At 61.7% G+C, this 25032-nt stretch carries 23 protein-coding genes; 17 read left to right on the top strand and 6 right to left on the bottom strand.

Annotated elements, in window-relative coordinates; translation table 11 throughout:
* Positions 1 to 94: 94 nt before the first annotated feature.
* From C7G61_RS15825 to C7G61_RS15795, 7 genes are all read left to right on the top strand, one after another.
* Entirely contained in the window at positions 95 to 1333 is a 1239-nt protein-coding gene (locus tag C7G61_RS15825; RefSeq protein WP_108515674.1) for an SMP-30/gluconolactonase/LRE family protein, read from the top strand.
* Positions 1334 to 1605: 272 nt separating this feature from the next.
* On the top strand, positions 1606 to 2703 hold the full coding sequence (locus C7G61_RS15820) for a helix-turn-helix transcriptional regulator (protein WP_108515672.1): 1098 nt from the start codon (positions 1606 to 1608) through the stop codon (positions 2701 to 2703).
* 218 nt (positions 2704 to 2921) lie between these two features.
* Complete coding sequence (locus tag C7G61_RS15815; RefSeq protein WP_108515670.1) at positions 2922 to 3188, top strand: hypothetical protein; 267 nt, start codon at positions 2922 to 2924, stop codon at positions 3186 to 3188.
* A 252-nt stretch (positions 3189 to 3440) separates the two neighbouring features.
* On the top strand, positions 3441 to 5708 hold the full coding sequence (locus tag C7G61_RS15810) for an acyl-CoA dehydrogenase (protein WP_108515668.1): 2268 nt from the start codon (positions 3441 to 3443) through the stop codon (positions 5706 to 5708).
* Positions 5708 to 6991: an acetyl-CoA C-acetyltransferase gene (locus C7G61_RS15805; RefSeq protein WP_108515666.1), complete on the top strand. Its 1284-nt coding sequence runs from the start codon at positions 5708 to 5710 to the stop codon at positions 6989 to 6991. The genes C7G61_RS15810 and C7G61_RS15805 overlap by 1 nt, the downstream gene beginning before the upstream one ends.
* Positions 6992 to 6993: 2 nt before the next feature.
* Positions 6994 to 9087, top strand: coding sequence for a 3-hydroxyacyl-CoA dehydrogenase NAD-binding domain-containing protein (locus tag C7G61_RS15800; RefSeq protein ID WP_190241837.1), 2094 nt, complete (start codon positions 6994 to 6996; stop codon positions 9085 to 9087).
* The gene (locus tag C7G61_RS15795; RefSeq protein WP_108515661.1) at positions 9084 to 9512 is read left to right on the top strand and encodes an acyl-CoA thioesterase; all 429 of its coding nucleotides are present in this window, start codon (positions 9084 to 9086) and stop codon (positions 9510 to 9512) included. Before C7G61_RS15800 ends, C7G61_RS15795 begins: the two co-directional genes overlap by 4 nt.
* Before the next feature lie 3 nt (positions 9513 to 9515).
* Here C7G61_RS15795 and C7G61_RS15790 read toward each other — a convergent pair whose 3' ends face one another.
* Positions 9516 to 9950 (bottom strand): BA14K family protein, encoded by a 435-nt coding sequence (locus C7G61_RS15790; RefSeq protein WP_108515659.1) that lies wholly within the window; start codon positions 9948 to 9950, stop codon positions 9516 to 9518.
* A 142-nt stretch (positions 9951 to 10092) separates the two neighbouring features.
* On the opposite strand from C7G61_RS15790, the gene C7G61_RS15785 reads away from it, so the two are divergent.
* Positions 10093 to 10281 (top strand): hypothetical protein, encoded by a 189-nt coding sequence (locus tag C7G61_RS15785; RefSeq protein WP_108515656.1) that lies wholly within the window; start codon positions 10093 to 10095, stop codon positions 10279 to 10281.
* A 40-nt stretch (positions 10282 to 10321) separates the two neighbouring features.
* Here the strand turns inward: C7G61_RS15785 and C7G61_RS15780 are convergent, their stop codons facing one another.
* Positions 10322 to 10777 (bottom strand): nuclear transport factor 2 family protein, encoded by a 456-nt coding sequence (locus tag C7G61_RS15780; RefSeq protein WP_108515654.1) that lies wholly within the window; start codon positions 10775 to 10777, stop codon positions 10322 to 10324.
* Between the two features lie 248 nt (positions 10778 to 11025).
* Between C7G61_RS15780 and C7G61_RS15775 the strand changes: the two genes are divergently transcribed.
* From C7G61_RS15775 to C7G61_RS15740, 8 genes are all read left to right on the top strand, one after another.
* Entirely contained in the window at positions 11026 to 11856 is an 831-nt protein-coding gene (locus tag C7G61_RS15775; protein WP_108515743.1) for a DeoR/GlpR family DNA-binding transcription regulator, read from the top strand.
* A 160-nt stretch (positions 11857 to 12016) separates the two neighbouring features.
* Positions 12017 to 13561, top strand: a complete 1545-nt coding sequence (gene glpD, locus C7G61_RS15770; protein WP_108515651.1) for a glycerol-3-phosphate dehydrogenase — start codon at positions 12017 to 12019, stop codon at positions 13559 to 13561.
* Positions 13558 to 14697: an ABC transporter ATP-binding protein gene (locus C7G61_RS15765; protein ID WP_108515649.1), complete on the top strand. Its 1140-nt coding sequence runs from the start codon at positions 13558 to 13560 to the stop codon at positions 14695 to 14697. Before glpD ends, C7G61_RS15765 begins: the two co-directional genes overlap by 4 nt.
* Positions 14698 to 14709: 12 nt before the next feature.
* Positions 14710 to 15795 carry an ABC transporter ATP-binding protein gene (locus tag C7G61_RS15760; protein WP_108515646.1) on the top strand — a complete coding sequence of 362 codons (1086 nt, stop codon included), beginning with the start codon at positions 14710 to 14712 and terminating at the stop codon, positions 15793 to 15795.
* Positions 15795 to 16697: a carbohydrate ABC transporter permease gene (locus tag C7G61_RS15755; protein WP_108515644.1), complete on the top strand. Its 903-nt coding sequence runs from the start codon at positions 15795 to 15797 to the stop codon at positions 16695 to 16697. The genes C7G61_RS15760 and C7G61_RS15755 overlap by 1 nt, the downstream gene beginning before the upstream one ends.
* Positions 16697 to 17503 (top strand): carbohydrate ABC transporter permease, encoded by an 807-nt coding sequence (locus C7G61_RS15750; protein WP_108515642.1) that lies wholly within the window; start codon positions 16697 to 16699, stop codon positions 17501 to 17503. The genes C7G61_RS15755 and C7G61_RS15750 overlap by 1 nt, the downstream gene beginning before the upstream one ends.
* Positions 17504 to 17505: 2 nt before the next feature.
* On the top strand, positions 17506 to 17832 hold the full coding sequence (locus tag C7G61_RS15745) for a DUF2160 domain-containing protein (RefSeq protein WP_108515640.1): 327 nt from the start codon (positions 17506 to 17508) through the stop codon (positions 17830 to 17832).
* A gap of 74 nt (positions 17833 to 17906) precedes the next feature.
* Positions 17907 to 19703: an ABC transporter substrate-binding protein gene (locus C7G61_RS15740; RefSeq protein ID WP_108515638.1), complete on the top strand. Its 1797-nt coding sequence runs from the start codon at positions 17907 to 17909 to the stop codon at positions 19701 to 19703.
* Positions 19704 to 19864: 161 nt separating this feature from the next.
* Here the strand turns inward: C7G61_RS15740 and C7G61_RS15735 are convergent, their stop codons facing one another.
* Complete coding sequence (locus C7G61_RS15735; RefSeq protein ID WP_108515636.1) at positions 19865 to 20965, bottom strand: alkene reductase; 1101 nt, start codon at positions 20963 to 20965, stop codon at positions 19865 to 19867.
* Between the two features lie 349 nt (positions 20966 to 21314).
* Entirely contained in the window at positions 21315 to 21818 is a 504-nt protein-coding gene (locus C7G61_RS15730) for an SPFH domain-containing protein (RefSeq protein WP_145963628.1), read from the bottom strand.
* Here C7G61_RS15730 and C7G61_RS43930 point away from each other — a divergent pair.
* Positions 21817 to 22026, top strand: coding sequence for a hypothetical protein (locus C7G61_RS43930; RefSeq protein WP_145963627.1), 210 nt, complete (start codon positions 21817 to 21819; stop codon positions 22024 to 22026). The genes C7G61_RS15730 and C7G61_RS43930 overlap by 2 nt on opposite strands.
* A 1024-nt stretch (positions 22027 to 23050) precedes the next feature.
* Here the strand turns inward: C7G61_RS43930 and C7G61_RS15720 are convergent.
* Together C7G61_RS15720 and C7G61_RS15715 are read right to left on the bottom strand one after the other, a co-directional pair.
* On the bottom strand, positions 23051 to 23335 hold the full coding sequence (locus C7G61_RS15720) for a helix-turn-helix domain-containing protein (protein ID WP_108515631.1): 285 nt from the start codon (positions 23333 to 23335) through the stop codon (positions 23051 to 23053).
* A 201-nt stretch (positions 23336 to 23536) separates the two neighbouring features.
* On the bottom strand, positions 23537 to 24706 hold the full coding sequence (locus C7G61_RS15715; RefSeq protein ID WP_108515629.1) for an HNH endonuclease: 1170 nt from the start codon (positions 24704 to 24706) through the stop codon (positions 23537 to 23539).
* Positions 24707 to 25032: the final 326 nt, after the last annotated feature.

The following is a 25032-nucleotide window of genomic DNA, read 5'->3' as shown; positions in this document are numbered from 1 at the left end:
GAATTGAAAGCAGCTCTCGCAACCGGACGCGGTCCGGATTAACCTCAAGTTGCCAGGCTGGATCAACGGCCGGTGAACACATTGGGAGGATGCGATGACACGCCAGGAGCCGTGCGATCCACAACAGCGCGATCCAGAGGTCGCGATTTCACGACGAACGCTTGTCCACGGTCTGGCGGTATGCGCCGGCGCCACCGTCGCGGGGGTTGGCGGCGCACTGGCCCAGAGCGGTCCCGTGGCGCCGCCGTCTACGATCACCAATCCGCCGCGCGATTTCAGTCCGCGCGGCGCCCCGACCACCTATTTCTGGGACCCCGACATCATCGCGGTCGATCCGTCCTTCAACGACCTCGCCCAGCCCAACACGGCGATCAAGCGCCTGCACACCGGGCTGTTGTGGGCCGAAGGCCCGGCCTGGAGCGCGCAGGGGCGCTACCTGCTGTGGAGCGACATTCCCAACAACAGGCAGATGCGATGGTCGGAAGATGATGGTCACACCAGCGTCTTCCGCACGCCGTCCAACAACTCAAACGGCAACTCGTTTGATTTCCAGGGCCGCCAGCTCTCCTGCGAACATCTCACCCGCCGCGTGGTGCGCTATGAACACGACGGCACTGCGACGGTGCTGGCCGATTCCTATAACGGCAAGAAGCTCAACTCACCCAACGACGTCGTCGCCCATCCGGACGGCAGCTACTGGTTCACCGATCCGCCCTATGGCGGGCAGCTCTATGAGGGTGAGCCTGACGTCGCGGGCGGCCCGAGCAATTCCGGCGGCAAGCTCAATCCGCGGATCGGACAGCCGGCTGGCTTCGTGCCGGGCAAGCGCGAGCTGCCGACCAATTGCTATCGCATCGATCCCTCCGGCCGCATCGACCTCGTGGTGACCGAGGAGCAGGTGCCCGATCCCAACGGCCTCTGCTTCTCGCCCGACTACAAGAAGCTGTATGTCGCCTCTACCGGCAAGGGGCCGGGCGATACCGGTCCGGGCGGCAAGGGCGACATGTTCGTGTTCGATGTCGGCACCGACAACAAGCTCACCAACCACAAGCGGTTCAGCGATTTCATGGTCGACGGCGTGAAATGCGGTCCCGATGGCGTGCGCTGCGACGTCAGCGGCAACGTCTGGTGTTCGAGCAACGCCGGGCGTGCGGTGGGTTATAGCGGCGTGACGGTGTGGTCGCCGGAAGGCAAACTGATCGGCCGCATCCGGCTGCCCGAAGTGTGCGGCAATATCTGCTTCGGCGGCCCCAAGCGTAACCGCCTGTTCATGGCCGCCAGCCAGTCGCTCTACGCCGTGTATACGGCGACGCAAGGCGCAGGACCGGGTTGACGACTGGCTCTGCAGATTGCTCGATACGGCGATCAGGCGTCGGCGCAACCCGCCGGCGCCTGATCATTTTAGAGCCGCCGGTCCGCAGCCTGAAGCCGAGGAATCATCAGCTCCAGCCTGCCGGCATAGTGGTGTTTTGATACCGTGAGCCTTTCTGTATGTTCTCTAACTGCGCGCTTTTCCGGGCCGCAAAACGGGGCTCGGCGCTTGCTCCTTCGCTAAACTCAAGCAGACTGGTTCGGTCGGTCGATGGAGTCTTAGGGGGCAGAAATTTGTTTGACGTTCGAAAGCTAGAGGATGCCGGCAAACGCCTCGGCGATGCCGTCCTGGACCCATTGGTCTGGACCGAACTGATGGAGGACATATGCCAGGCCGCCGATGCCAAGGGCGCGGCCATGCTCCAAGGCGACGTGCGAACCGAAGACATTCCAAGAACCGAAGCCATCTCCGAATATATCGACAACTACTTTCACCATAAATTCCACGTGGCCGACGTAAGGGCCGCGCGAGGTGTTCCGCTTCTTCAGGCAGGCGCTGACGTGGTTACGGATGCCGATTTGTTCAAATCGGAAGCCGAGATGCTGCGCGATCCGCTTTACGCAAATCTCGCTGGATATGGATTGAAGTGGTTTGCCGCGGTCGGTTTCAGGGCTGGTCCGGCCCTATGGGGACTGTCTCTTCAGCGCACCCCTCAAGAAGGAATGTTCGAGCGCGATGAGGTGAAAGCGTTGTCGCAGCTTTCGCGCCGGCTTACAGAAGTCGCCACGCTTTCCAACGCGGTTGGCCGGGCCGCAATCCTGAACGTGACGAACGCCCTTGATCTTGTGCAACGACCTGCATTGGCGATTGATCGCCATGGAGGATTGCTCGGCTTGAACCGGCGGATGGAGGCCTATGTCGGCCACGAAATCCTCCTTCGAAACAATCGGCTGGTGCTTCACGACAGCCGCGCCAATTCCGAATTGTCCGAAGTGATCGATCGGCTTAAAGAGACGTCGGACCTGCAAGCTTGTCGCCTCGATCCGATCATCGTAAGGCGAGAAAGCAAACGGCCTCTGGTGCTGAAGGCGCTACCCGTTCCGCCGGCGGCGCGAAGTCCGTTTCTTGGCGCGCGCGCCGTGCTCGTACTAAACGATCTCGAAGGCGCTGCGACCGTCAATCCGGATATGCTTGGGAAAGTCTTTGAGCTCACGCCGGCACAAGCCAATTTGGCGGGAAAGCTTGCGACAGGCAGTTCTATGGAGACGGCTGCAGCCGAACTGGGTGTCACGGTCGAAACAGCCCGAAGTCATCTCAAGTCAATTTTCAACAGAACCGGCACGCATCGCCAGGGCGAACTCGTGGCGCTCCTTAACAGGCTGTCTCGTTAATCAATTTTTCAATCTGATTTTTCGCCAGCTTTGGCAGGGCTCGACACGAATTTCCGTGAGACACCGATGTCCACGGTCGTCCGCGGCGGTTCATTAAAATTCGCCACAATCTGGCAATCCGCAGCCAACCGTTTGGGCAAAAGCTGGGCACGTCTAAACCCGGCTTTTATGGCGCGTGGCGCACCCTCCTTTTCCAGAAAGGGAGAGCCTGTGCACCAATGCCCGTATTCAAATATTTTACCGTCGTAGGATCGACGCTGTTCGTTTTTCTGTTTATTTCGAATGCTTATCTTACCGATGACGAGAGCAATTTGCGGTTTGACGGATCGCTGTACGCCAGCGCGCTCTACGCGCCTCGCGTGGAGGAAACCCGGACCACCGTGGAGCTTCGCTTTACCCGCGATGTCACGCCTGCCATTCGCGTCAAGGAAGTGTTTGCCGTGTTCGTCCCTAACGAGCGACGGCGCAACAAGCGTGATTCATAGCGCTGGTGTGCCCGCAGGTGAGACCGGCGGGCACGCCAGACGGCAACCATCCGGTAACGTCGCCAATTTCTAAACGCTGGATAATGCGGTCATATTGGAACGGGTCCGGGATCTCCGCCGTTATCTCCCGGTTTATCAATTTCGCTTCATTCTCGGCGCGAAACGTCCCCCAATCCCGTGCTTTCAGCTAGAATAAGCCGTCGTTGGGCACAGGTGGGCGCGACCTCGCGCCGCAGACCAGGAGGGTTCGCCATGAGCTTCCGCCGCGATTTCATCAGCAAGCCGATCTTCGCTTTCGCGCGTGGTGCTATGCCCGCGATGTCCGACACCGAGCGCGAGGCGCTCGAGGCGGGCGACGTCTGGTGGGACGCGGATCTCTTCACCGGCAATCCCGATTGGTCGAAGTTGCTGGCCGTTGCGCCGGCGACGCTGACTGCGGAAGAACAGGCCTTCCTCAATGGTCCGGTCGACGAGCTCTGCGCCATGCTCGACGAGTGGAAGATCAATTGGGAATGGCGCGACCTGCCGCCGGAGGCGTGGGCCTTCATCAAGCGCCACAAATTCTTCGGCATGATCATCCCCAAGGAATTTGGCGGGCTCGGTTTCTCGCCCTATGCGCATTCGGAAGTGGTGCGAAAACTTTCCTCGCGCTCGCTGACCGCGGCTGTCACCGTGATGGTGCCGAACTCGCTCGGGCCCGGCGAACTGTTGATGCGTTTCGGCACCAAGGAGCAACAGGATAGATGGCTGCCGCGGCTGGCCGAAGGCGCCGACATTCCCTGCTTCGGCCTGACCAGCCCGGAAGCAGGCTCAGATGCGGCGTCGATGGTCGATACCGGCATCATCTGCAAGGGTAATTTCGAAGGGCGGGAGGTGCTGGGCTTAAGGCTGAACTGGCACAAGCGCTACATCACGCTGGGGCCGGTCGCGACGCTGCTCGGTCTCGCCTTCAAGGCCTATGACCCCGATCATCTCGTGGGAGATCAGGAAGAGCTCGGCATTACCGTGGCCCTGATCCCGACCCATCTGCCCGGCGTCGAGATCGGCCGCAGGCATCTGCCGGCGATGCAGGTGTTCCAGAACGGTCCGAACTGGGGCCGCGACGTGTTCATCCCGATGGACTACATCATCGGCGGACAAGAACGGCTCGGGCAGGGCTGGAAGATGCTGATGACGGCGCTCGCCGCCGGCCGCGGCATCTCGCTGCCGTCACTCTCCGCCGCAGGTGCTGCCTATGCGGCGCGCACCAGCGGCGCCTATGCCCGCATCCGCGAGCAATTCGGCATTTCCATCGGCAAGTTCGAAGGCATCGAGGAGCCGCTCGCCCGTATCGCCGGCACCGCCTATCTGCTCGACGCCGCGCGTCGGCTGACCTGTGCGGCGCTCAACCAGGGGCACCATCCCGCCGTCATTTCCGGCATCATGAAGCTGCACGCCACCGATCGGATGCGGGTTGTGATCGACGACGCCATGGACATCCATGGCGGCAAGGCGGTGATCGACGGCCCGCAGAACTACATGGGCAACCTCTATCGCGCGGTGCCGGTCGGCATCACCGTCGAAGGCGCCAATATCCTGACGCGCAATCTGATCGTGTTCGGGCAGGGCGCGATCCGCGCGCATCCCTATCTCCTCGAAGAGATGAACGCGCTCGGTGAAGCCGATCTCGCCAACGGGCTCGATGCTTTTGACAAGGCTTTCTGGAATCATGTCGGCCACAGTTTTAGAACCATGTTCCGGGCCTGGGGCCGAAGCTGGACCTTTGGCCTGTTCGCACCGGCGCCCAGTGCCGGCGATGCAACGCGGTTCTATCGCCAGCTTTCGCGCTACTCCTCGGCGTTCGCGCTGTGCGCCGACATGGCACTGCTGACGCTCGGCGGCGCGCTCAAGCGCAAGGAAATGCTCTCGGCCCGGTTCGGCGACATCCTGTCCGAACTCTATCTGTTGTCGGCGGCGTTAAAACGCTGGCAGGACGAGGGACGGCAGCAAGCCGATTTCGCCGCGCTCCAATGGTGCATGGCCAGCGGCTTCAAGACCATCGAGAACCGCTTTGCCGAAATCCTCGCCAACCTGCCGAACCGGTTCGTGGCAATCATCCTGAAATTCCTGATCCAGCCGTTCGGTGCGCGCGTGACCGGTCCGTCCGACCGCGTGGTGCATCAATGCGCGCAGCTCGTGCTGGAGCCATCGGCGGCGCGCGACCGGCTGACATCAGATCTTTCCGCGGTCGACGATGATGGCGGCATCGCCCGCCTGGAAAAGGCGTTCCTTCTGGTCACGGCGGCAGAAGAAGCTTCCAAACAGATGCGCGCCGCGCGCCTGCATGACTGGAAAGAGGCGGTCAAGAAGGGCGTCATCACGCAGGCCGACGGCGAGAAGCTGCAGGCTGCGCATGAAGCCGTTGCGAAGGTGATCGAGGTCGACGATTTTGCGCCCGAGGCGTTGTCGCCGATTTACAGGAAGGGCGCCGACGTGCATCAATTCTTCCAGGAACTGGGTGAGCAGAGGGCAGCGGGCTGATGGCGCGACCGGTCTTTATCGTTGACGGCAGCCGGACGCCGTTCCTGAAAGCGCGCTCCGGTCCCGGCCCGTTCACGCCGGTCGATCTCGCCGTGCAATGCGGCCGGCCGCTGCTGGCGCGGCAGCCTTTCGCGCCCAATGCTTTCGATCAGGTCATCCTCGGCTGCGTCAACGTTATCGCCGACGAAATGAACCCGGCCCGCGTTGCCGCGCTGCGGCTCGGCATGGGCGAGAAGATGGTCGCCTTCACCGTGCAGATCAATTGCGGCTCCGGCATGCAGTCGATCGACACGGCTTACCGCTACATCCGGGAGGGCGTCTCCGACCTGATCCTGGCCGGCGGCGCGGAAGCGCTGAGCCACGCGCCGCTGGTGTGGCCGCAACAGGGCGTGCGCTGGTTCGCAGGCCTTGCGGGCGCGAAGGGCATCGGCGCAAAAATCATGGCCGCGCTGAAGGTGAAGCCGAGCTATTTCAAGCCGATCATCGGGCTGGAACGGGGGCTCACCGATCCCATCACCGAACTCAACATGGGCCAGACCGCCGAAGTGGTCGGCCAGCTCTTCGGCGTCACGCGCGCGCAGTCGGATGCCTATGCCGCCGAAAGCCACAAGCGGCTGGCGAACGCGCAATCGCAAGGCTGGCTCAAGGGCGAGGTCGAAACCGCGTTCGCTCGCGATGGGAAATTTTATGATCACGACGACGGCGTGCGGCCGGACTCGACGGCGGAGAGCTTGGCGAAACTGAAGCCGGTGTTCGAGCGTCCGTGGGGCAAGGTCACCGCCGGCAATTCCTCGCAGATCACCGATGGCGCGTCCTGGGTGATCCTCGCGTCCGAAGAGGCCGTGGCGAAGCATGGGCTAACGCCGAAGGCGGTCATTCTCGACAGCCAGTGGTCGGCGCTCGATCCCGGCATCATGGGTCTCGGTCCGGTGCTGTCGGCGACGGAGCTGTTGAAGCGCAACGAGCTGACGCTTTCCGATATCGAGACCTGGGAATTGAACGAGGCGTTTGCGACGCAGGTGCTGGGCTGCCTCGCCGCCTGGAACGACGAAAAATTCTGTAAAGAAATTCTCGGACTCGATGGCGCGGCCGGCGAACTCGACCAGAGCAAATTGAATGTCGATGGCGGCGCGATCAGCCTCGGCCATCCCGTGGGCTGCAGCGGCAACCGCATCGTGCTGCACCTCGTCAATGCCATGAAGCGGTTGGGCACACGGCGCGGCATCGCCACCGAATGCATCGGCGGCGGGCAGGGCGGCGCGATGCTGATAGAGACGGTGTGATCATGGATTCACAGATCATGGGCGTTCTCGGCGATCGCGTGCTCGAACTCGGGCCGAAGCCCGATGCTGAAGGGCCGTACAAGAACTTCAAATTGACCCGCGATGCCGACGGCGTCGCCTGGCTGCTGTTCGACCGCGAAGGCACCAGCGCCAATACGCTTTCGGCGGACCTGATCGAGGAACTCGACAAGGTGCTGGCGGAGCTGGAAGGCCAGCGTCCCACCGGCCTCGTCATTCGTTCCGCCAAAAAATCCGGCTTCATTGCCGGCGCCGACGTCAATGCGTTTCGCGGCGCGACTGACTCCGGCACAGTCGAGAGCGAGATCGGCCGCGCGCATGCGGTGATCGACCGGCTAGAGGCCCTGCGGGTTCCGAGCGTGGCCGTGATCCACGGCTTCTGCCTCGGCGGCGGCCTCGAAGTGGCGCTGGCCTGCCAGATGCGGATTGCGATCGAGGACGCGCGGTTTGGTTTTCCCGAGGTGATGCTCGGCCTGCATCCCGGCCTCGGCGGCACCGTGCGGTTCACGCAGCTGGTCAATCCGATGCAGTCGATGCCGATGATGCTGACCGGCAAGACCATCGATGCGCGCAAGGCAAAATCGCTCGGGCTGGTCGACGCCGTGACGCAGGAGCGGCATGTTCTGTATGCGGTGAAAGACGCCGTATCCGGCCGCTTGAAACGCTCACGGCCCGGGATGCTTAACAATGTTCTCAGCCTCGGTCCGGTCAGAGGTTTCCTCGCCGGCCGCATGCGCAGGGAGGCCGCCAAGGCCGCGCCGGAAGCGCATTATCCCGCGCCTTACGCGCTGATCGATCTCTGGGAGAAGCATGGCGGCGACCGCCGGGCGATGTTGAGCGCGGAGAAGACGTCCTTTGCCAGGCTGATGGTGACGCCGACCGCACAAAACCTGATCCGCGTCTTCTTCCTGCGCGAGCAGATGAAGAAGCTCGCAGGCAGCGGCAACAAGATCGAGCACGTTCACGTCATCGGCGCGGGCGCGATGGGTGGTGACATCGCCGCCTGGTGCGCCGGCCAGGATTTTCGGGTGACGCTCGCCGACATGAAGCCGGAGCCGATCGCGGGCGCGATCAAGCGCGCCGCCGATCTCTACGGAAAAATCCTGCGCAAGCGTACCGCCGTGCGCGATGCGCTCGACCGGCTGATGCCGGACATGCAGGCCGAGGGTGTCCGCAACGCCGACCTCATCATCGAGGCGGTGCCGGAAAAGCTGGAGCTGAAGCAGAAGGTCTATGCCGGGCTCGAGCCTGTCATGAAGCCGGGCGCGATCCTCGCCACCAACACCTCGAGCATTCCGCTGCAGGATCTGCGCACCACGCTCTCGAGGCCCGAGCGGCTGCTCGGCCTGCACTTCTTCAATCCGGTGTCGCGGCTGCAACTCGTCGAGGTCGTCAGCCATGACGGTACGGATGCGCAATTGCTGAAAGAGGCGCTGGCCTTTGTCGGCGCCATCGACCGCCTGCCGCTGCCCGTAAAATCGTCGCCCGGCTTTCTCGTCAACCGCGCGCTGACGCCGTACATGCTGGAGGCGATGGTGATGCTGGACGAGAAGATCGACAAGACCGTCATCGACGCCGCCGCGAAAAAGTTCGGCATGCCGATGGGCCCCATTGAATTGGCCGACCAGGTCGGTCTCGATATCTGCCTCGATGTCGGCGACATGCTGCGCTCGAAGTTCGGCGACATGCTGCCGCCGACGCCGGCCTGGCTGCGCGAAAAGGTCGCCAAGGGCGAACTCGGCCGCAAAACCGGCAAGGGCTTTTATACCTGGAAGGACGGCAAGGCGGATACCGGCGGCATGTCGGCGATCTCGGAGCCGTCGGCGGAGATGATCGACCGGCTGATCCTGCCGATGTCGAATGTCTGCGTCGCCTGTTTACGCGAGGGCATCGTCGACAACGCCGATGTGGTCGACGGCGCTGTCATTTTCGGCACCGGCTACGCGCCGTTCCGCGGCGGGCCACTGAACTATGCGCGAACCCGCGGTGTGGACAATGTCGTCTCGACGCTGGATGCCCTGACCGACAAGTTCGGCAAGAGGTTTACGCCGGATGCCGGCTGGGAGAATTTCAAGTGACGGAGACGCATGTGCAGGCGCCGCCCACGACCGAGACCGAGCCGCGGGGCGATCTTTGCATCCGCACCTTGGCGATGCCGGCCGATACCAACGCCAATGGCGATATCTTCGGCGGCTGGCTGTTGAGCCAGATGGATATCGGCGGCGGCGTGTTCGCCTCCAAGATCGCGAAATCCCGCACCGTGACGGTCGCGATCGAGGCGATGAACTTTCGCAAAGCCGTCTATGTCGGCGATCTCGTCTCCGTCTACGGCCATCTGGTGCGGGTCGGACGCACCTCGATCACGGTCCATCTCGAGGCCTGGGTCGTGCGCCGCAAAGAGTTGCAGTCGATCCTGGTGACCGACGGCAACTTCACCTACGTCTCGATCGACGATGACGGCCGGCCGCAGGCGGTGCGGCCGGATGGTGCCATACAGACCTGAACCTTACGGGCAGGGATGCTCGTAGCCGTCACGGCCGATGAACGTGCCCCGGCGCGGATTATAGCTCGAATAGCGCATGCAGCGCGGCGTGTCGTCATAATACCGGGGCGGCGGCGGAGCGTATTGCGCCTGGACACCGCAATAGCGCGGCGAAACTTCCTGCCAGCCGCCGGGCTGCTCCACGTAGCAGCCGCCTTGATAGTAGCGATAACCGCCAGGCCGCGGCTCGCCTTGGGCGCCGATCGCCGCGCCCGTGCCTGCGCCGACGATGGCGCCGATCGCAGCTCCGCGGCCGCCGCCGAGCGCGCCGCCGACAATGGCGCCCGCGGCGCCGCCGAACAGCGCGCCCCCGAGCGTGCTTTCCTGCGCCGCAGCCTCCTGGAGCGGCGCGCAAACCGCAAGGGCAACCAGCATCGAGAGCGCGAATTTCGGCATCATGTCAGTTCTCCAGCCATTTGAGCGATTCGCTAGCTATTCCGCGACCAGCTTTGACATAATTTGGCCTCACGGCGCAACGGTGGAGGCGGAACAATTCTCCGTGCAACCCGTTGTAAGCCCGGAAGAAATCAGAGGCTGGGCCATGTCGGACACCTTTATCATCGAAGTCGGCTCGCAGCCGGCGGGGATCATCGTGCGCTGTCCGGACGGCTATCGGTTCTTCGCCGCCTCGCACCGTTTCGACCGGCTGGAAGGGCAGATATTCCGCAACCCACGCGAGGCCGAGCGTGCGGCCCGGCGGCTAGCCAGCGGGATGTCGCTGGCGGCGTAACCGCCAGCGACCGGCTTGCAAAGGTCAGAGCTTGCAGCCGTCAGAGCTTGGTGGCCGACCGCGACAGCAGTTTCCAGTCCGAGCCCTGCTTCTGCCAGTTCATCAGGATGTGCAGGTTCTGCGGCGTCTTCTTGCCGTCGTTGAACTCCTGCTCGCCGACGAAGTTGAAGCGCACGATGGCGGTCGGGCCGACGACGCGGATCGTCGGATCCTTGTATTCGAGCGACGTCCATTTGTAGTTGGCCTTGGTGATGCCATCGAGAAGCGCCGCCTTGGTGTCGACCTTGGCGTTCGAGTGGCTGTAGCTGAGTTCCTCGGCGCAGAGCGAGGCGATCGCCTCGGCATTGCCGGCTGCCTGCCCCGCACGGAAGGCTTCGACGTTCTTCGCAATGGCATCTTCGTCCGCACCGGCAAAAGCCGGGACGACGCTCATGAGCCCAATTCCAAGCCCAAGTGCGAGTACGGGCAAGGCGAGCTGGCGACGATCAATGTTCATGGTTTCCTCCATTCGTTTCTGGTTGTGTTTACAGTGTTGCAGCGACAAATTGCCTTGTCGAGCGGCCGCGCATGGTGCGGCTCGCATGGCTTCGGGGGCGGTTGCCTTAACCAGGATTCGTTGTTTCGCCCTGCCAAACGCCCCTGCGGCCAATCTCCCTCGTTGACCGCAGCCCCAATCAGCCGCACCATAACGGCAACTTTGTGCCCCAGGCCCATATCTCAAGTCCATATCTCAAGGGTGCCGCCGTGGCCGGACTGTCCCATCGTCAGACTGAAATCCTCAACATCGCTCGTGCCTTTGGCCGGGTGATGGTGGAGGACCTCGCCAAGCGTTTCGAGGTTTCGGCGCAGACCATCCGCAAGGACCTCAACGACCTCTGCGACCAGCGCTCGCTGACCCGCATCCATGGCGGCGCCATCATCGCCTCCGGCGTCGAAAACCTGGCCTATGAGGCGCGGCGTTTCGTGGCGGCGGAGGAGAAGCGGGCGATCGGCATTGCCGCCGCGTCGCGGATTCCGAACGGCTGCTCGCTGTTCATCAACATCGGCACCACGACGGAAGAAGTCGCGAGCGCACTGACCTCGCACGAGGACTTGCTCGTCATCACCAACAACCTCAACGTCGCGATGCTGTTGTATCGGCACCCGCGCATCGAGGTGATCGTGGCCGGTGGCGCGGTGCGCCGAGCTGATGGTGCGGTGATCGGTTCGACCGCGATCAGCCTGATCGGCCAGTTCAAGGTCGATTACGCCATCATCGGCGCGTCCGCGATCGACGAGGAGGGCGCGCTGCTCGACTTCGACTATCGCGAGGTGCAGGCAGCGCAGGCGATCATCGCCAATGCGCGCAGCGTCATGCTGGTCGCGGATTCGACCAAACTTCGCCGCAGCGCCCCGGTGCGCATCGCCCATCTCAGCCAGATCCAGACCTTCGTGACGGATGCTCCATTACCGGCAGGGCTTGCCAGCATCTGCAGCCATCGCGGCATCGAGGTAGTCGAGGCGATGGACAAGCCGGCTGTCGATATCGATGAACCGGGCGGCGAGTCGGCTTCGACGGTGGTGCGGTTGAAGTAGTGCGGTCGGCGCGGACCACAAAGCACCCTTAGTCCAAAAGTGTGCCCCAATCGGGTCCAAGTTCCACGCTTTCATCTTGCTTTCGTTTTTCGTTGTGATTAACTCCCATCCGAAAGTGAAATCGCCGAAGTGAAGAGGCGATCGCCGGGGAAGCGTTTCGGTGGATAGGGTATTCGACCTCGCCATTATCGGAGGCGGCATCAATGGCTGCGGCATCGCGCGCGATGCGGCGGGCCGGGGTAATTCCGTTTTCCTTTGTGAAATGAACGACTTGGCGAGCGGAACGTCGTCCTGGTCGACCAAATTGGTGCACGGCGGGCTGCGCTATCTCGAATATTACGAGTTCCGGCTGGTCCGCGAGGCGCTGATCGAGCGCGAGATCCTCTGGCAGATTGCGCCCCACATTATCCGTCCGCTGCGTTTCGTTTTGCCGCACCACTCCGGCTTGCGCCCGGCCTGGCTGCTCCGGTTAGGGTTGTTCCTGTACGACCATATCGGTGGCCGCCATCTCTTGCCGCCGACCCGTTCGGTCGATCTCGTTCATGACGAGGTGGGCAAGCCCTTGATCGCCAACCGTTACAAGCGCGGTTTCGAATATTCCGATTGCTTTGTCGATGACGCGCGCCTCGTCGTGCTGACCGCGCGCGATGCCGCCGATCGAGGCGCGGAAATCCACACCCGCTCGCGCGCGGTCGAGATCAGGCAGGTCGACGGCATCTGGCAGGTCACCGTCGAGAATACGATCAGTGGAGAGCGCACCACCATCCGCTCGCGCGCGCTGGTCAACGCCGGAGGGCCGTGGGTCGAACAGGTGCTGTCAGCGGGCTCCGGCGTCAATGCGCGCGCAAAAGTGCGGCTGGTGCAGGGCTCGCACATCGTGGTGCGCAGGCTCTATGAGCATGACCGCGCCTACATGTTCCAGAACGCCGACGGCCGCATCATCTTCGTCATTCCCTATCAGGACGACTTTACGCTGATCGGCACCACCGATCGCGATTACGACGGCGATCCGGCCAAGGTGAAGGCCTCACCTGAGGAGATTCAATATCTCTGTGCGTCGGCCAGTGAGTACCTGAAAAAGCCGGTGCTGCCTGCGGACGTGGTCTGGACCTATTCCGGCGTGCGGCCGCTGTATGACGACGGCGCCAGCGAAGCGAAAGCTGCGACGCGCGACTACGTGTTCGAACTCGATACGCCCGGCGGTGCGCCGCTGCTGTCAATCTATGGCGGCAAGATCACGACCTATCGGCGCCTGGCGGAAGAAGCGCTGGAGCGGCTCGCGCCCTATTTGCGTAGCGCCAAAGCGAAAGAAGGCTGGACCGGCAAGTCGCCGCTGCCCGGCGGCGACATGGATGTTTCGGCGGTCGCCGCGCTGACGGCGGAACTGACGCGGAAATATCCGTTCCTTAGCCATGCGCATGCCAACCGGCTCGCGCATGCCTATGGCACGCGTGCGACAAAATTGCTCGGCAGCGCGAAATCATTGGCCGAGCTCGGCCAGTCGTTCGGCGCCACCTTGACGGAGAGTGAAGTCAGGTACCTGATGTCGAACGAATGGGCCTGCACCGCCGATGACGTGGTATGGCGAAGGTCCAAGCTCGGGCTGCGGATGTCGCCAGATGAAATTGCCGCGCTGGATGAGTGGATCAAAGCCCATCGCGCCCCCGGCGAACGTCCCTTGCGTGAAGCGGGAGGGCGACCGTGAGCGTCACGCTCGAACATGTCACGCGAACCGTCGACGGCATGGCGACCATTCGCGATGTCTCGCTGACGCTTGAGCGCGGTACGCTGAGCGTGCTGCTCGGACCGACGCTGTCAGGCAAGACCTCGATCATGCGGCTGCTTGCCGGCCTCGATCGGCCGACGACCGGCCGCGTGCTTGTCGAGGGCAAGGATGTCACCGGGTTCGACGTGCGGCAGCGCTCGGTCGCGATGGTCTATCAGCAGTTCATCAATTATCCCTCGCTGACGGTCTACGAGAACATTGCCTCGCCCCTGCGGGTACAGGGCAGGCCGCGCGAGGAGATCGACCGGCGCGTCCAGGAAGCCGCAAAGCTGCTGCGGCTCGAGCCCTATCTGAGGCGCACGCCGCTGCAGCTTTCCGGCGGCCAGCAGCAGCGCACCGCGATCGCGCGTGCACTGGTCAAGGGCGCCGATCTGGTTCTGCTGGACGAGCCGCTCGCCAATCTCGATTACAAACTGCGCGAGGAGCTGCGCACCGAACTGCCGCGCATCTTCGAGGCGTCGGGCGCGATCTTCGTCTATGCGACGACCGAGCCCTCGGAAGCGCTGCTGCTTGGCGGCAACACCGTCTGCATGTGGCAAGGCAAGGTTCTGCAGGCCGGCGACACGTCAAAAGTCTATCGCCAGCCCGATACGCTGCGGGTGGCGCAGGTGTTCTCCGATCCGCCGCTCAACATTGTCGGCATCGAGAAGAAGAACGGTTCTGTGCAATATGCCGGCGGCATCCAGGCGCCGGCCACCGGCCTCTATGCATCGCTCGCCGACGGCCCCTATCGCGTCGGCTTCCGCGCCCATCAGCTCGAAGTGGCGAATGGCGTCGCCGGCCGCCACGCGTTTCACGCCACCGTCACCGTGACCGAGATCACCGGTTCTGAAAGTTTTGTGCATCTCAACCGCGGTGCCTCCAACTGGGTTGCAGTGCTGCCGGGTGTGCATGAATACGAGCCCGGCCATTTGCTCGATGCCGTGCTCGATCCCGACAATGTTTTCGTGTTCGACGCCGCCGACCGTCTGGTCGCCGCGCCGGAAATAGCGTTTTCAAGCGAAGTGCGTAGCGGTTCGCGTGAAGAAAACGCATCAAAAAATAAAAGCAATTGAGGGAGATGCAGCATGGCCCGCATTGACCTCGTCGATCTCGCGCACTCCTACGGCGGCAATGACGCTGCCCTCGAATCCTTTGCGCTGAAGCCGGTGACCATGACCTGGCGGCAGGGCGGCGCCTATGCACTGCTCGGCCCGTCCGGCTGTGGCAAGACCACGCTGCTCAACCTGATTTCCGGCATCGTCACGCCGTCGCGCGGGAAAATCCTGTTTGACGGCGCCGATATCACACCGCTGTCAACCCAGAAGCGCAACATCGCGCAGGTGTTCCAGTTTCCGGTGATCTACGACACCATGACGGTCGGGCAGAACCTTGCATTCCCCCTGAAGAACCGCGGCGTCGCGAATGCCGAGGTCGATGCGCGGGTGAAGCAGATCGCCGATCTGCTCGATCTCACGCCTTATCTCGGTCGCAAGGCGACGCGGCTGACCGCAGACGCCAAGCAAAAGATTTCGCTCGGCCGCGGCCTGGTCCGTTCCGACGTCGCCGCGGTGCTGTTCGACGAGCCGTTGACGGTGATCGATCCCGAGCTGAAATGGCAGTTGCGCTCGAAGCTGAAGGCGCTGCACCGCGAGCTCGATCTCACGATGATCTACGTCACCCATGACCAGACCGAGGCGCTGACTTTTGCCGACACCGTCGTCGTCATGCACGACGGCCGCGTCGTGCAGAGCGGGACGCCGGCAGAGCTGTTCGACAAGCCCGCGCATACCTTTGTCGGCTATTTCATCGGGTCGCCCGGCATGAACATCGTGCCGGCCGCGGTGAGCGGACGCGAGGCGCGCGTCGATGGCCATATCATCGGCTTGCATCGCAATTACGGCGTGCTTCCGGCAGGCGCGAAAATCGAGATTGGCGTGCGACCGGAATTCCTCCATGTCGCGGCGCCCGCGTCCGGGCTGTTGTCGGCCACGATCGAGCGCATCGACGATCTCGGCCGCGTCCGCTTCGCCCGCGTTCGCGTCGGCGACGCAAAGTTTTCCGCCCGGGTGCCTCCGGGATTTTCCGTTCCCGACAACATGGTCGGGCTCGTGTTCGATCCCGCTCATGTTCACGTCTATGCCGACAGCCGTCTGGTCGAGGGGGTTGCCTGATGGACAAGACCATCAACCAGAAAGCCTGGTTCTTGGTGCTGCCGGTATTCCTGGTGGTCGCGTTCTCCGCGGTCTTGCCGCTGATGACGGTCGTGAACTATTCGATGCAGGACACGTTCGGCAACAACCAGTTCTTCTGGAATGGCGTCGGCTGGTTCAAGGAGCTGCTCGATCCCTCGACCGATCTCGGCGGGCGCTTCCTGGCCTCGCTCGGCCGCAATCTGCTGTTTTCGGCCATCATTCTCGCGATCGAGGTGCCGCTCGGAATCGTGGTCGCGCTGTCGATGCCGCGCCAGGGCTGGACCGTCGCCGTATGCCTCGTGATCCTGGCGCTGCCGCTGCTGATTCCGTGGAACGTGGTCGGGACGATCTGGCAGATTTTCGGCCGGCCCGATATCGGCCTGCTCGGCTATACGCTCAACAGCCTCGGCATCGACTACAATTACGTCTCCAACGAATTCGACGCCTGGGCCACCGTCATCGTGATGGACGTCTGGCACTGGACCAGCCTCGTTGCGCTGCTGTGCTACGCCGGGCTGAAATCGATCCCCGATGCCTATTACCAGGCGGCGCAGATCGACGGCGCCTCGCGCTGGGCGGTCTTCAAGGCAATACAACTGCCGAAGATGAACCGCGTGCTGCTGATCGCGGTGCTGCTGCGGTTCATGGACAGCTTCATGATCTACACCGAGCCATTCGTGGTGACCGGCGGCGGACCGGGTAACTCGACCACCTTCGTCTCGATCGAGCTGGTGAAGATCGCGCTCGGGCAGTTCGACCTCGGCAAGGCCGCAGCACTTTCGCTGGTCTACAATCTGATCATCCTGATCGTGTGCTGGATCTTCTACACCGTGATGACCAACTCCGGGACTGAGCGTCCCGCCAAGCAGGGAGGCGCCTGATGAATTCGATTCCCGGCCGCCGCATCATCATGGTGTCGTTCCTGATCTTCCTGCTGTTGCCGATCTACTGGCTCGTCAACATGAGCTTCAAGACCAATACCGAGATCGTCACTACCATGACGCTGTGGCCGCACCAGCCTACGCTGGAGAACTACAAGCGCATCTTCACCGACGAGAGCTGGTATTCCGGCTACATCAACTCGCTGACCTATGTGCTGATCAACACCGTGATATCGATCGCGGTGGCGTTGCCGGCGGCATACGGCTTCTCGCGCTACCGCTTCCTCGGCGACAAGCACCTGTTCTTCTGGCTGCTGTCGAACCGCATGGCGCCGGCGGCGGTCTTTGCGCTGCCGTTCTTCAATCTCTATTCGGCAATCAACCTGTTCGATACGCCCTGGGCGGTCGCGCTCGCGCATTGCATCTTCAATGTGCCGTTGGCGGTGTGGATTCTCGAAGGCTTCGTCTCCGGCGTGCCGCGCGAGATCGACGAAACCGCGTTCCTCGACGGCTATTCGTTCCCACGCTTTTTTGTCAAGATCCTGGTGCCCCTGATCGCGAGCGGAATCGGCGTCGCCGCGTTCTTCTGCTTCATGTTCTCCTGGGTCGAGTTGCTGCTGGCGCGCACGTTGACCTCGGTCAACGCCAAGCCGATCTCGGCGATCATGACCCGCACGGTCTCGGCCGCCGGCATGGACTGGGGCCTGCTGGCGGCGGCCGGCGTGCTCACCATCATCCCGGGCGCTCTGGTGATCTGGTTCGTCCGCAACTACATCGCGCGCGGTTTCGCGCTGGGACGGGTGTAGCCATGGAACACATCGCATGGATGGCCTGGACATTGCCAACCGCGATCTTCTTCGTGATGCTGGCGCTGACGCTCGGTGTCATGACCTGGTTGGCGGTCGCCTATCCCGAAGCCGAACGCGTCGGCTTGCTGCGCATTCCGACCACGCGCGGCGACCGCCTGTTCATTTCGCTGGTGCTCGCCGCCGTCATCCACTTGCTGTGGATTGCCTTTGTCGGCATCGACCCGCTTCTGACGCTTCCGATCGGAGAGGGCGTTGAAATATCGAGCCTGTGGCTCGCAACCGTGATTTCGCTCGTCTCGGCCGTTGCGATTTTTCGCACCGTCTGAACAGCGGAAAAAGACAGATCCGGGATCAACCCGGGCCTGAGTTTGTGTTTGTCGCTGCAACCGGAGGATCCAACATGCGACGCTTGAGAGGAAGAAACGGTCCGTTGACCAAGGAGAGCTTTCTGACGATGACCAGCGCGGCTGCGCTGATCGCGGCTTCCGTTACGATTGCCGCACCCGCTCGTGCGGACGACGCCGTCAATCAAAGGTGGATCGACAGCGAATTCCAGCCCTCGACGCTGTCGAAGGCCGACCAGTTGAAGGAGCTGCAGTGGTTCGAAAAGGCAGCCGCGCCCTTCAAGGGCATGGAAATCAACGTCGTGTCGGAAACGATCACGACGCATGAATATGAATCGCGGACGCTGGCGAAAGCCTTCACCGAGATCACCGGGATCAAGGTCAAGCACGACCTGATCCAGGAAGGTGACGTGGTCGAAAAGCTGCAGACCCAGATGCAGTCCGGCAAGAACGTCTATGACGGATGGATCAACGACTCCGACCTGATCGGAACGCACTTCCGTTACGGCCAGACCGTGATCCTGTCGGACTACATGACCGGCGAAGGCAAGGACGTCACCAATCCGCAGCTCGACGTCAACGACTTCATCGGAAAATCCTTCACCACCGGTCCGGACGGCAAGCTCTATCAGCTTCCCGACCAGCAGTTCGCGAACCTCTATTGGTTCCGCTACGACTGGTTCTCCAATCCGGACTACAAGGCCAAGTTCAAGGCCAAGTACGGTTACGAGCTCGGCGTTCCCGTGAACTGGTCGGCCTATGAAGATATCGCCGAGTTCTTCACCAACGACATCAAGGAGATCAACGGCGTCAAGGTCTATGGCCACATGGACTACGGCAAGAAGGATCCCTCGCTCGGCTGGCGTTTCACCGACGCCTGGCTGTCGATGGCCGGCAACGGCGACAAGGGCATCCCGAACGGCAAGCCGGTCGACGAATGGGGCATCCGCATGGAAGGCTGCCGTCCCGTCGGTTCATCCGTCGAGCGCGGCGGCGACACCAACGGCCCGGCGGCGGTCTATTCGATCGTCAAATATCTCGACTGGATGAAGAAGTATGCCCCGCCGCAGGCGCTGGGCATGACCTTCTCCGAGTCGGGACCGGTGCCGGCACAAGGTGCGATCGCGCAGCAGATCTTCTGGTACACCGCCTTCACCGCCGACATGGTGAAGCCCGGTATCCCGGTCGTGAATGCGGACGGTACGCCGAAGTGGCGCATGGCGCCGTCGCCGCACGGCTCGTACTGGAAAGAGGGCATGAAGCTCGGCTACCAGGACGCCGGCTCCTCGACGCTCCTGAAGTCGACCCCGCCCGATCGCCGCAAGGCGGCCTGGCTCTATCTGCAGTTCATCAACTCCAAGACGGTCAGCTTGAAGAAGAGCCATGTCGGTCTCACCTTTGTTCGTGAATCCGACATCTGGGACAAGTCCTTTACTGAACGTGCGCCGAAGCTCGGCGGCCTGATCGAGTTCTACCGCTCGCCCGCGCGCGTGCAGTGGACCCCGACCGGCAACAACGTGCCTGACTATCCGAAGCTCGCGCAATTGTGGTGGCAGAACATCGGCGATGCGTCGTCCGGTGCGAAGACCCCGCAGGCGGCGATGGATGCGCTGGCCGCAGCCCAGGACTCGGTGCTCGAACGTCTGGAGAAATCCGGCGTGCAGAAGGAGTGCGGGCCGAAGCTGAACAAGAAGGAGACGGCCGAGTTCTGGTTCGCCAAGTCCGAAAAGGACGGCAACATCGCTCCCCAGCGCAAGCTGGCGAACGAAAAGCCGAAGGGCGAAACCGTCGACTACGACACGCTGGTGAAGTCGTGGCCGGCAACGCCTCCGAAGCGGGCCGAGGCGAAGTAAGCTTCGCAAATTACGAGTGATGCAAACAGGCGAAAAGGCCGGGAGCAATCCCGGCCTTTGTTCTTTCCGTCATTGCGAGAAGCGAAGCGACGAAGCAATCCATGCCTCAGCAAGTGGCGAGATGGATTGCTTCACTCCGCTCGCAATGACGGCGAGGGTTGTTACTCCGCCGCCTGCGCAGCCCCGAGCGTCGGGTAGTCCGTATACCCCTTCGCGCCGCCGCCGTAGAACGTCGCCTTGTCGAACGGGTTCAGCGGGGCGCCCTTCTTCAGACGCTCGACCAGATCGGGGTTCGAGATGAACGGTTTGCCGAATGCGATCAGGTCGGCGGCGTTGGCCTCGAGCACCTTGGTCGCGAGATCGAAATCATAGCCGTTGTTGGCGACATAGGCTCCGCTGAAGCGCTTGCGCAGGCTTGTGTAATCGAACGGCGCGATGTCGCGCGGGCCGCCGGTGGCGCCTTCGATGACGTGGATGTAGGTCAGCTTCAGGGCGTTGAGCCCATCCACGATGTAGTCGAACAGCGGTTGCGGGTTGCTATCGGAGACGTCGTTCGCCGGCGTCACCGGCGAGATGCGGATGCCGGTGCGCTCGGGGCCCGCCACCGCAGCGACCACCTTGGAAACTTCCAGCATCAGTTTGGCGCGGTTCTCGATCGATCCGCCGTAAGCGTCGGTACGCTTGTTGGTGCCGTCTTTCGCGAATTGATCGAGCAGATAGCCGTTGGCCCCATGAATTTCGACGCCGTCGAAACCGGCCGCCAGCGCATTCTCGGTGCCGCGCTTGAAATCCTCGATGATCCCTGGAATCTCCGACAGCTCCAGCGCGCGCGGCTCGGAGATATCGGTGAAGGTGCCGTTGACGAACGTCTTGCCCTTGGCGCGGATCGCGGACGGCGCCACCGGGTTGCCGCCGCCGGGCTGCAGCGTCGAGTGCGAGATGCGGCCGACATGCCAGATCTGGATGAAGATGCGCCCGCCCTTTTCGTGCACGCGGTCGGTGACCTTGCGCCAGCCTGCGACCTGCTCCTTCGAGTAGATACCGGGCGTATCCTGATAGCCTTGGCCCTGCTGCGAAACCTGGCTGGCTTCGGTGATCAGGAGGCCTGCGGAGGCGCGCTGCCCGTAATAGTCGATCGCCAGCGGGCTCGGCACCATGCCGGGCGGCACCGCGCGGTTGCGGGTCAGCGGCGCCATTGCGAGGCGGTTCGGCAGCGTGATCGGGCCAAGCTTGAAGGGCTCGAACAGTCTGGTCTGGCTCATGTCTGATATGTCCGGATGGATGATGATAGGGGACAGTTGGGCATTGCGGGTAATTCTCGCAATCCCGGAAGCCATTCGGTTTGCGCAGAGGAGCTGCGCCCGATCCTGGCCGTGCGGCCGGCGCCGGGAAACGACGTATGCGCATAGCGTAGCAGGATTCACTCGAAACCACGAACCGCACAGCACGGGCTGCCTCGATGCCCGCGCCCTGGTGGCCGAACGGCGCTGTCGGCGCATGATCGAGCCGCCCCCGGCCGGCGCCGCGGTCGATCGGGGAATCGATGAGGCGGGGCGCGATCACATTGCCGCGAATGCTTTTTTTCACCGCCACGCCTGCCGGCGCCACAAGCTATTCCGCTGCAAATCCCATTCGCCTGTGGTCCAATTCCGCGATGGGGCCTGCGGAATCGACCTGCAGCAGTTCGAATGTCAGGCATTCGCAGCCGATGGCGCGGAGCACCTGGCTGGCGGCCTTCTGCGCGCTGTTGCTGAAGCTCTGGTGGTCCAGTTGAATTTCGAGGCGGGCTTTTCGGCTGCACACCGCCTTCACCACCGATTGCAGCCGGATCGATACCTCGTCCCGGTAGTTTTGCGTGCTTTCGAAAGCTACCCTGGGATCGACGATTTGACTCCGGACGACATAGACGAGGTTGATCGCAATACGGTCCGCGGAAACGGCGCCTTGCACAAATCGAAACACCTCGGGGCGTCGGTCGATCCGCGCCAGTTGGCGGCTGCCGGCGCGGATCCGGTGCCGGCCGGGCGGCAGCGCCTTTTCAAAACGGCCGTTCCGGTAGAGCAGGACGGTTTCAAACTGTTGCACACAGACCCGGTCGAAGCCGAGCAGCGCCATGGCGCCCTTCCTGAACAGCGTCGAAATCCAGGCCCATGCGCCGGCGATCACGGCGATGACGATCAAGGAGAATGCTATTGACCCCAGAAGTTCACCCACGTTCCCCTGCCATGTTTTTTATCTCGTCGGCAACACCGCGATATTAGTCATTGTCTTGGCTTTTCGTACGTCGAAATTAAGTCATCCGCATTTCAACCATAGCGGGTAAACAAAAAAATAAGCTCGGTGCCATCAGGCCATTTGTATTTTTAATAGAGTCATTGTGACGCCCGATTGTACGCGCCTTTGCCAAGGCTTTCGCGGGGCGGGCGGTCTCCGGCCGGCGTGTTCATTGGCATCCCCGCCATGGCAGTCCGGGCTACAAACTTTCTCCCCGTTATTGCGAGCGGCGCGACTTGGTGGAAGCAATCCATAGCCCGTAGGATGGGTGGAGCCAACGGGTCGCGCGAACGCGCGCCCGATGACAGGCTCCGCGATACCCATCAACGTCGGTGCGCGTGATGATGGGTTTCGCGTCGCTCTACCCATCCTACGAATAACATACCTTCGCGATCTCGCGGCGCATTGCGCCCGAGGTTTGCATTTTCTTTGCCCTCCAGAACTTAGAGGGCGCAGGGAAGACCGGGTGCACGCTGCACCCGCGATCTCGTGTGCAATTGCGCACAGAAAACGCGCACACGAGCATACAGGTACAGGCGGAACACTCCGGCCTTCCCTGCGCAATGGCTTTACGGCTTACTTCGTGCTCTCCCCGGCGGGCCGGGCTCGTTGTCACCGTCGCCGGCGGAATTGCTTCCGCCAACTTGACGCCAGCATCGGGGCGTCAGGACCACACGACTTCGCCGTACGCTCAAGCTGCACACGTCAGTCGCAGCTCTCGCGTCCATCGCATCTCACCGCGCGTTTGTGACGATGGCCAACGCCCCTCATCCGCCGTGAGACGGGCGGTGTTATGCCGCTGATTTGGCCTGCGTGTTAAGCGCAATATTTTTGCGCGAGGGGCTGGACAGGTTTCAGGTGATTTGCCCGTCGTGTTGCTTTGTCGCAGGCACTCGAGCGAGATTGCGCTTGCGCGCGAGGCAAATCAGTCCGCAGAGCGCAGGGTGGGCAAAGGCGCGTTAGCGCCGTGCCCACCAATTCACACTGTGCTCGTGATGGTGGGCACGCTCCCGCCTTCGCTCTTCGAGCTACGGCGAGACAAGTCCGCTTTGCCCAGCCTACGCTCTGCCGACCTAGCTGTGCGCGGGAATGTCGACGCCGTCAGTCGCATACTGCCGGATCTTGTTCCGCATCGTGCGCACCGAAAGTCCGAGCACGCGGGCTGCGTGGGTGCGATTGCCGTGGCAGCGCGCCAGCGTCTGCAGCACGAGCTCGCGCTCGATCGCCTCGACCGTGGAGCCGATCAGCATCGGCACGATCTGGTGGGGTGAAAGGCCTTGAGAATCCGACAGCGGAATCTCGGGCACGAGAACACAGTCCGCGCCAAGGTACAGGTCGCCAAGGTAGTCCCGGGGCATCAACACCTCCCGATCAACGCTAGCTCCGAAACGCGGAGCTGAAGCATCAGGAATCAACGGCCCCCAAGCCGTAGACGGAGGGTGAGCGCGTTTGGTTAATGAAAGGTTAATCGGCACGTAAAGATTTTGACGGCGGTTTGTCACACCCGGAGGTATATGCTCAACAGCGGGCAGATAGACGGGGCAGAGCGGCCCTACGTGTTAGCAGGGAAACCCAAATCTTAGGCGGTGGTGGCGAATGTTGGCCTCGGAAGGTCGCGCCGTGCTTGGCTGAAACACGTTTGTTTTCCGTAGAAATTGGTAGGCCGAGTCTTCTAGTTCCATACTCAGCTCGAGCCGCTTTCCATCCAATGTTAATGCGATCAAGCCTGCGTCAAAGAGGGCGTGGATATCCGCTCTGAGCAGGATCCCGTTCTCCAAGCTATTATCATCAACGCCCTTGCCGACCTTGATGTGAGCCGCTTCCAGTACCTCGGTCGTGGTGCTGCCTGTGATCGCACACGTGTTCTCGTAGGTCCGCCGGATGCTTGCGCTGAACGTGCTTTGATTTGGTCGAGAGGCAATCTTCCCGAGTCGTATGAGCCGCGCGACTTCGTCCTGTCCATCAGATTGAAGAGCGTCCAATGAAAACAAAGCGAGCAATTCGTCTGCTTCTGTTTGGTCTACTCGCCTTATTCCAGCGGGCGAATACGTCTTCAACTTCTCAAACAAGCTTTGTTGTGCGAGATTTTTGGAACTATAGAGCTTGTCAATTTCAGCAGCACCAAATTTTGAAGTGGCCTTCTGCAGATCTTCGATTCGAATCACAAACTTACTTGGATCACGTCTGTCTAAGGCCCGAACGCGGCCATACCATTCCAGCCCATGACCACCACTGTTCTCAAAAATCCATACAAACACGCGATCTCCGACAGAAATGTCTCCGCCCTTCTTCCGGTCAATCGGCTGACCCGATAGTTTGAGGGAATTGCCGTCGACTTCTGCGGTGTGGGCTTTGACAACGAAATACCGCGCAGCAGTCGCTCGATTGTCCTCTAACGAAATAATGGGACCTAAATCGACGAACTCTTGGCCGTTGGCATCCTGCCAATCTACCCGGCGAACTTCTCTTCTCTCGTTTCCCTCAAATGTTATTCGCGTGATACCCAACCATGTAGCGTTTGGTGGATTTTCGTTCGCTCGGTAAGTCAGGGTTGCAATATTACGCCTGATGAAGAGGTTAGACTTGACAGCGTATGCCGTTCCATTGGGCCTTCTTACCAAATGCTCGATCTCTCTCTCATCAGTCTCCGATCGAAACAATTCCAAGGGAACGATATCGACATAATTTCTTGAGTCTTTATTTGTCCAACGTATCCAAATCGATTTCATCGTGAAAAATCCATCTTAGTTGTGAAATATTGGCGTACAGATAAATCTGCAGCTGTGTGGAGCAATTTACGAAGCGTCCCCACCACTTGGGGATATGAGTAAGTCGGCGGATTACGCCTACGAGCTAACCGTTACTTCGGAAGACTGGACAACAAACGACAGCTCCAACGAGAGCAGCCATGGCCGTTAAGAGTTTTGCAAATGCTTCCATGAAGAACCAGACGTGAATTGAGATGCAATAACTGCGCATCTATTGGTTGTGTCAATCCGTTTCATCTAAAAAAGAAGGCCGGACAACTAGCCCGGCCTTCGTTATGGATGCCCGG

Origin of the sequence: Bradyrhizobium algeriense (assembly GCF_003062295.1) — a bacterium.
Lineage (GTDB): Bacteria > Pseudomonadota > Alphaproteobacteria > Rhizobiales > Xanthobacteraceae > Bradyrhizobium > Bradyrhizobium algeriense.
Note: the sequence above shows the minus strand (reverse complement) of the source record. Positions and strands in the feature narration are given on the sequence as shown.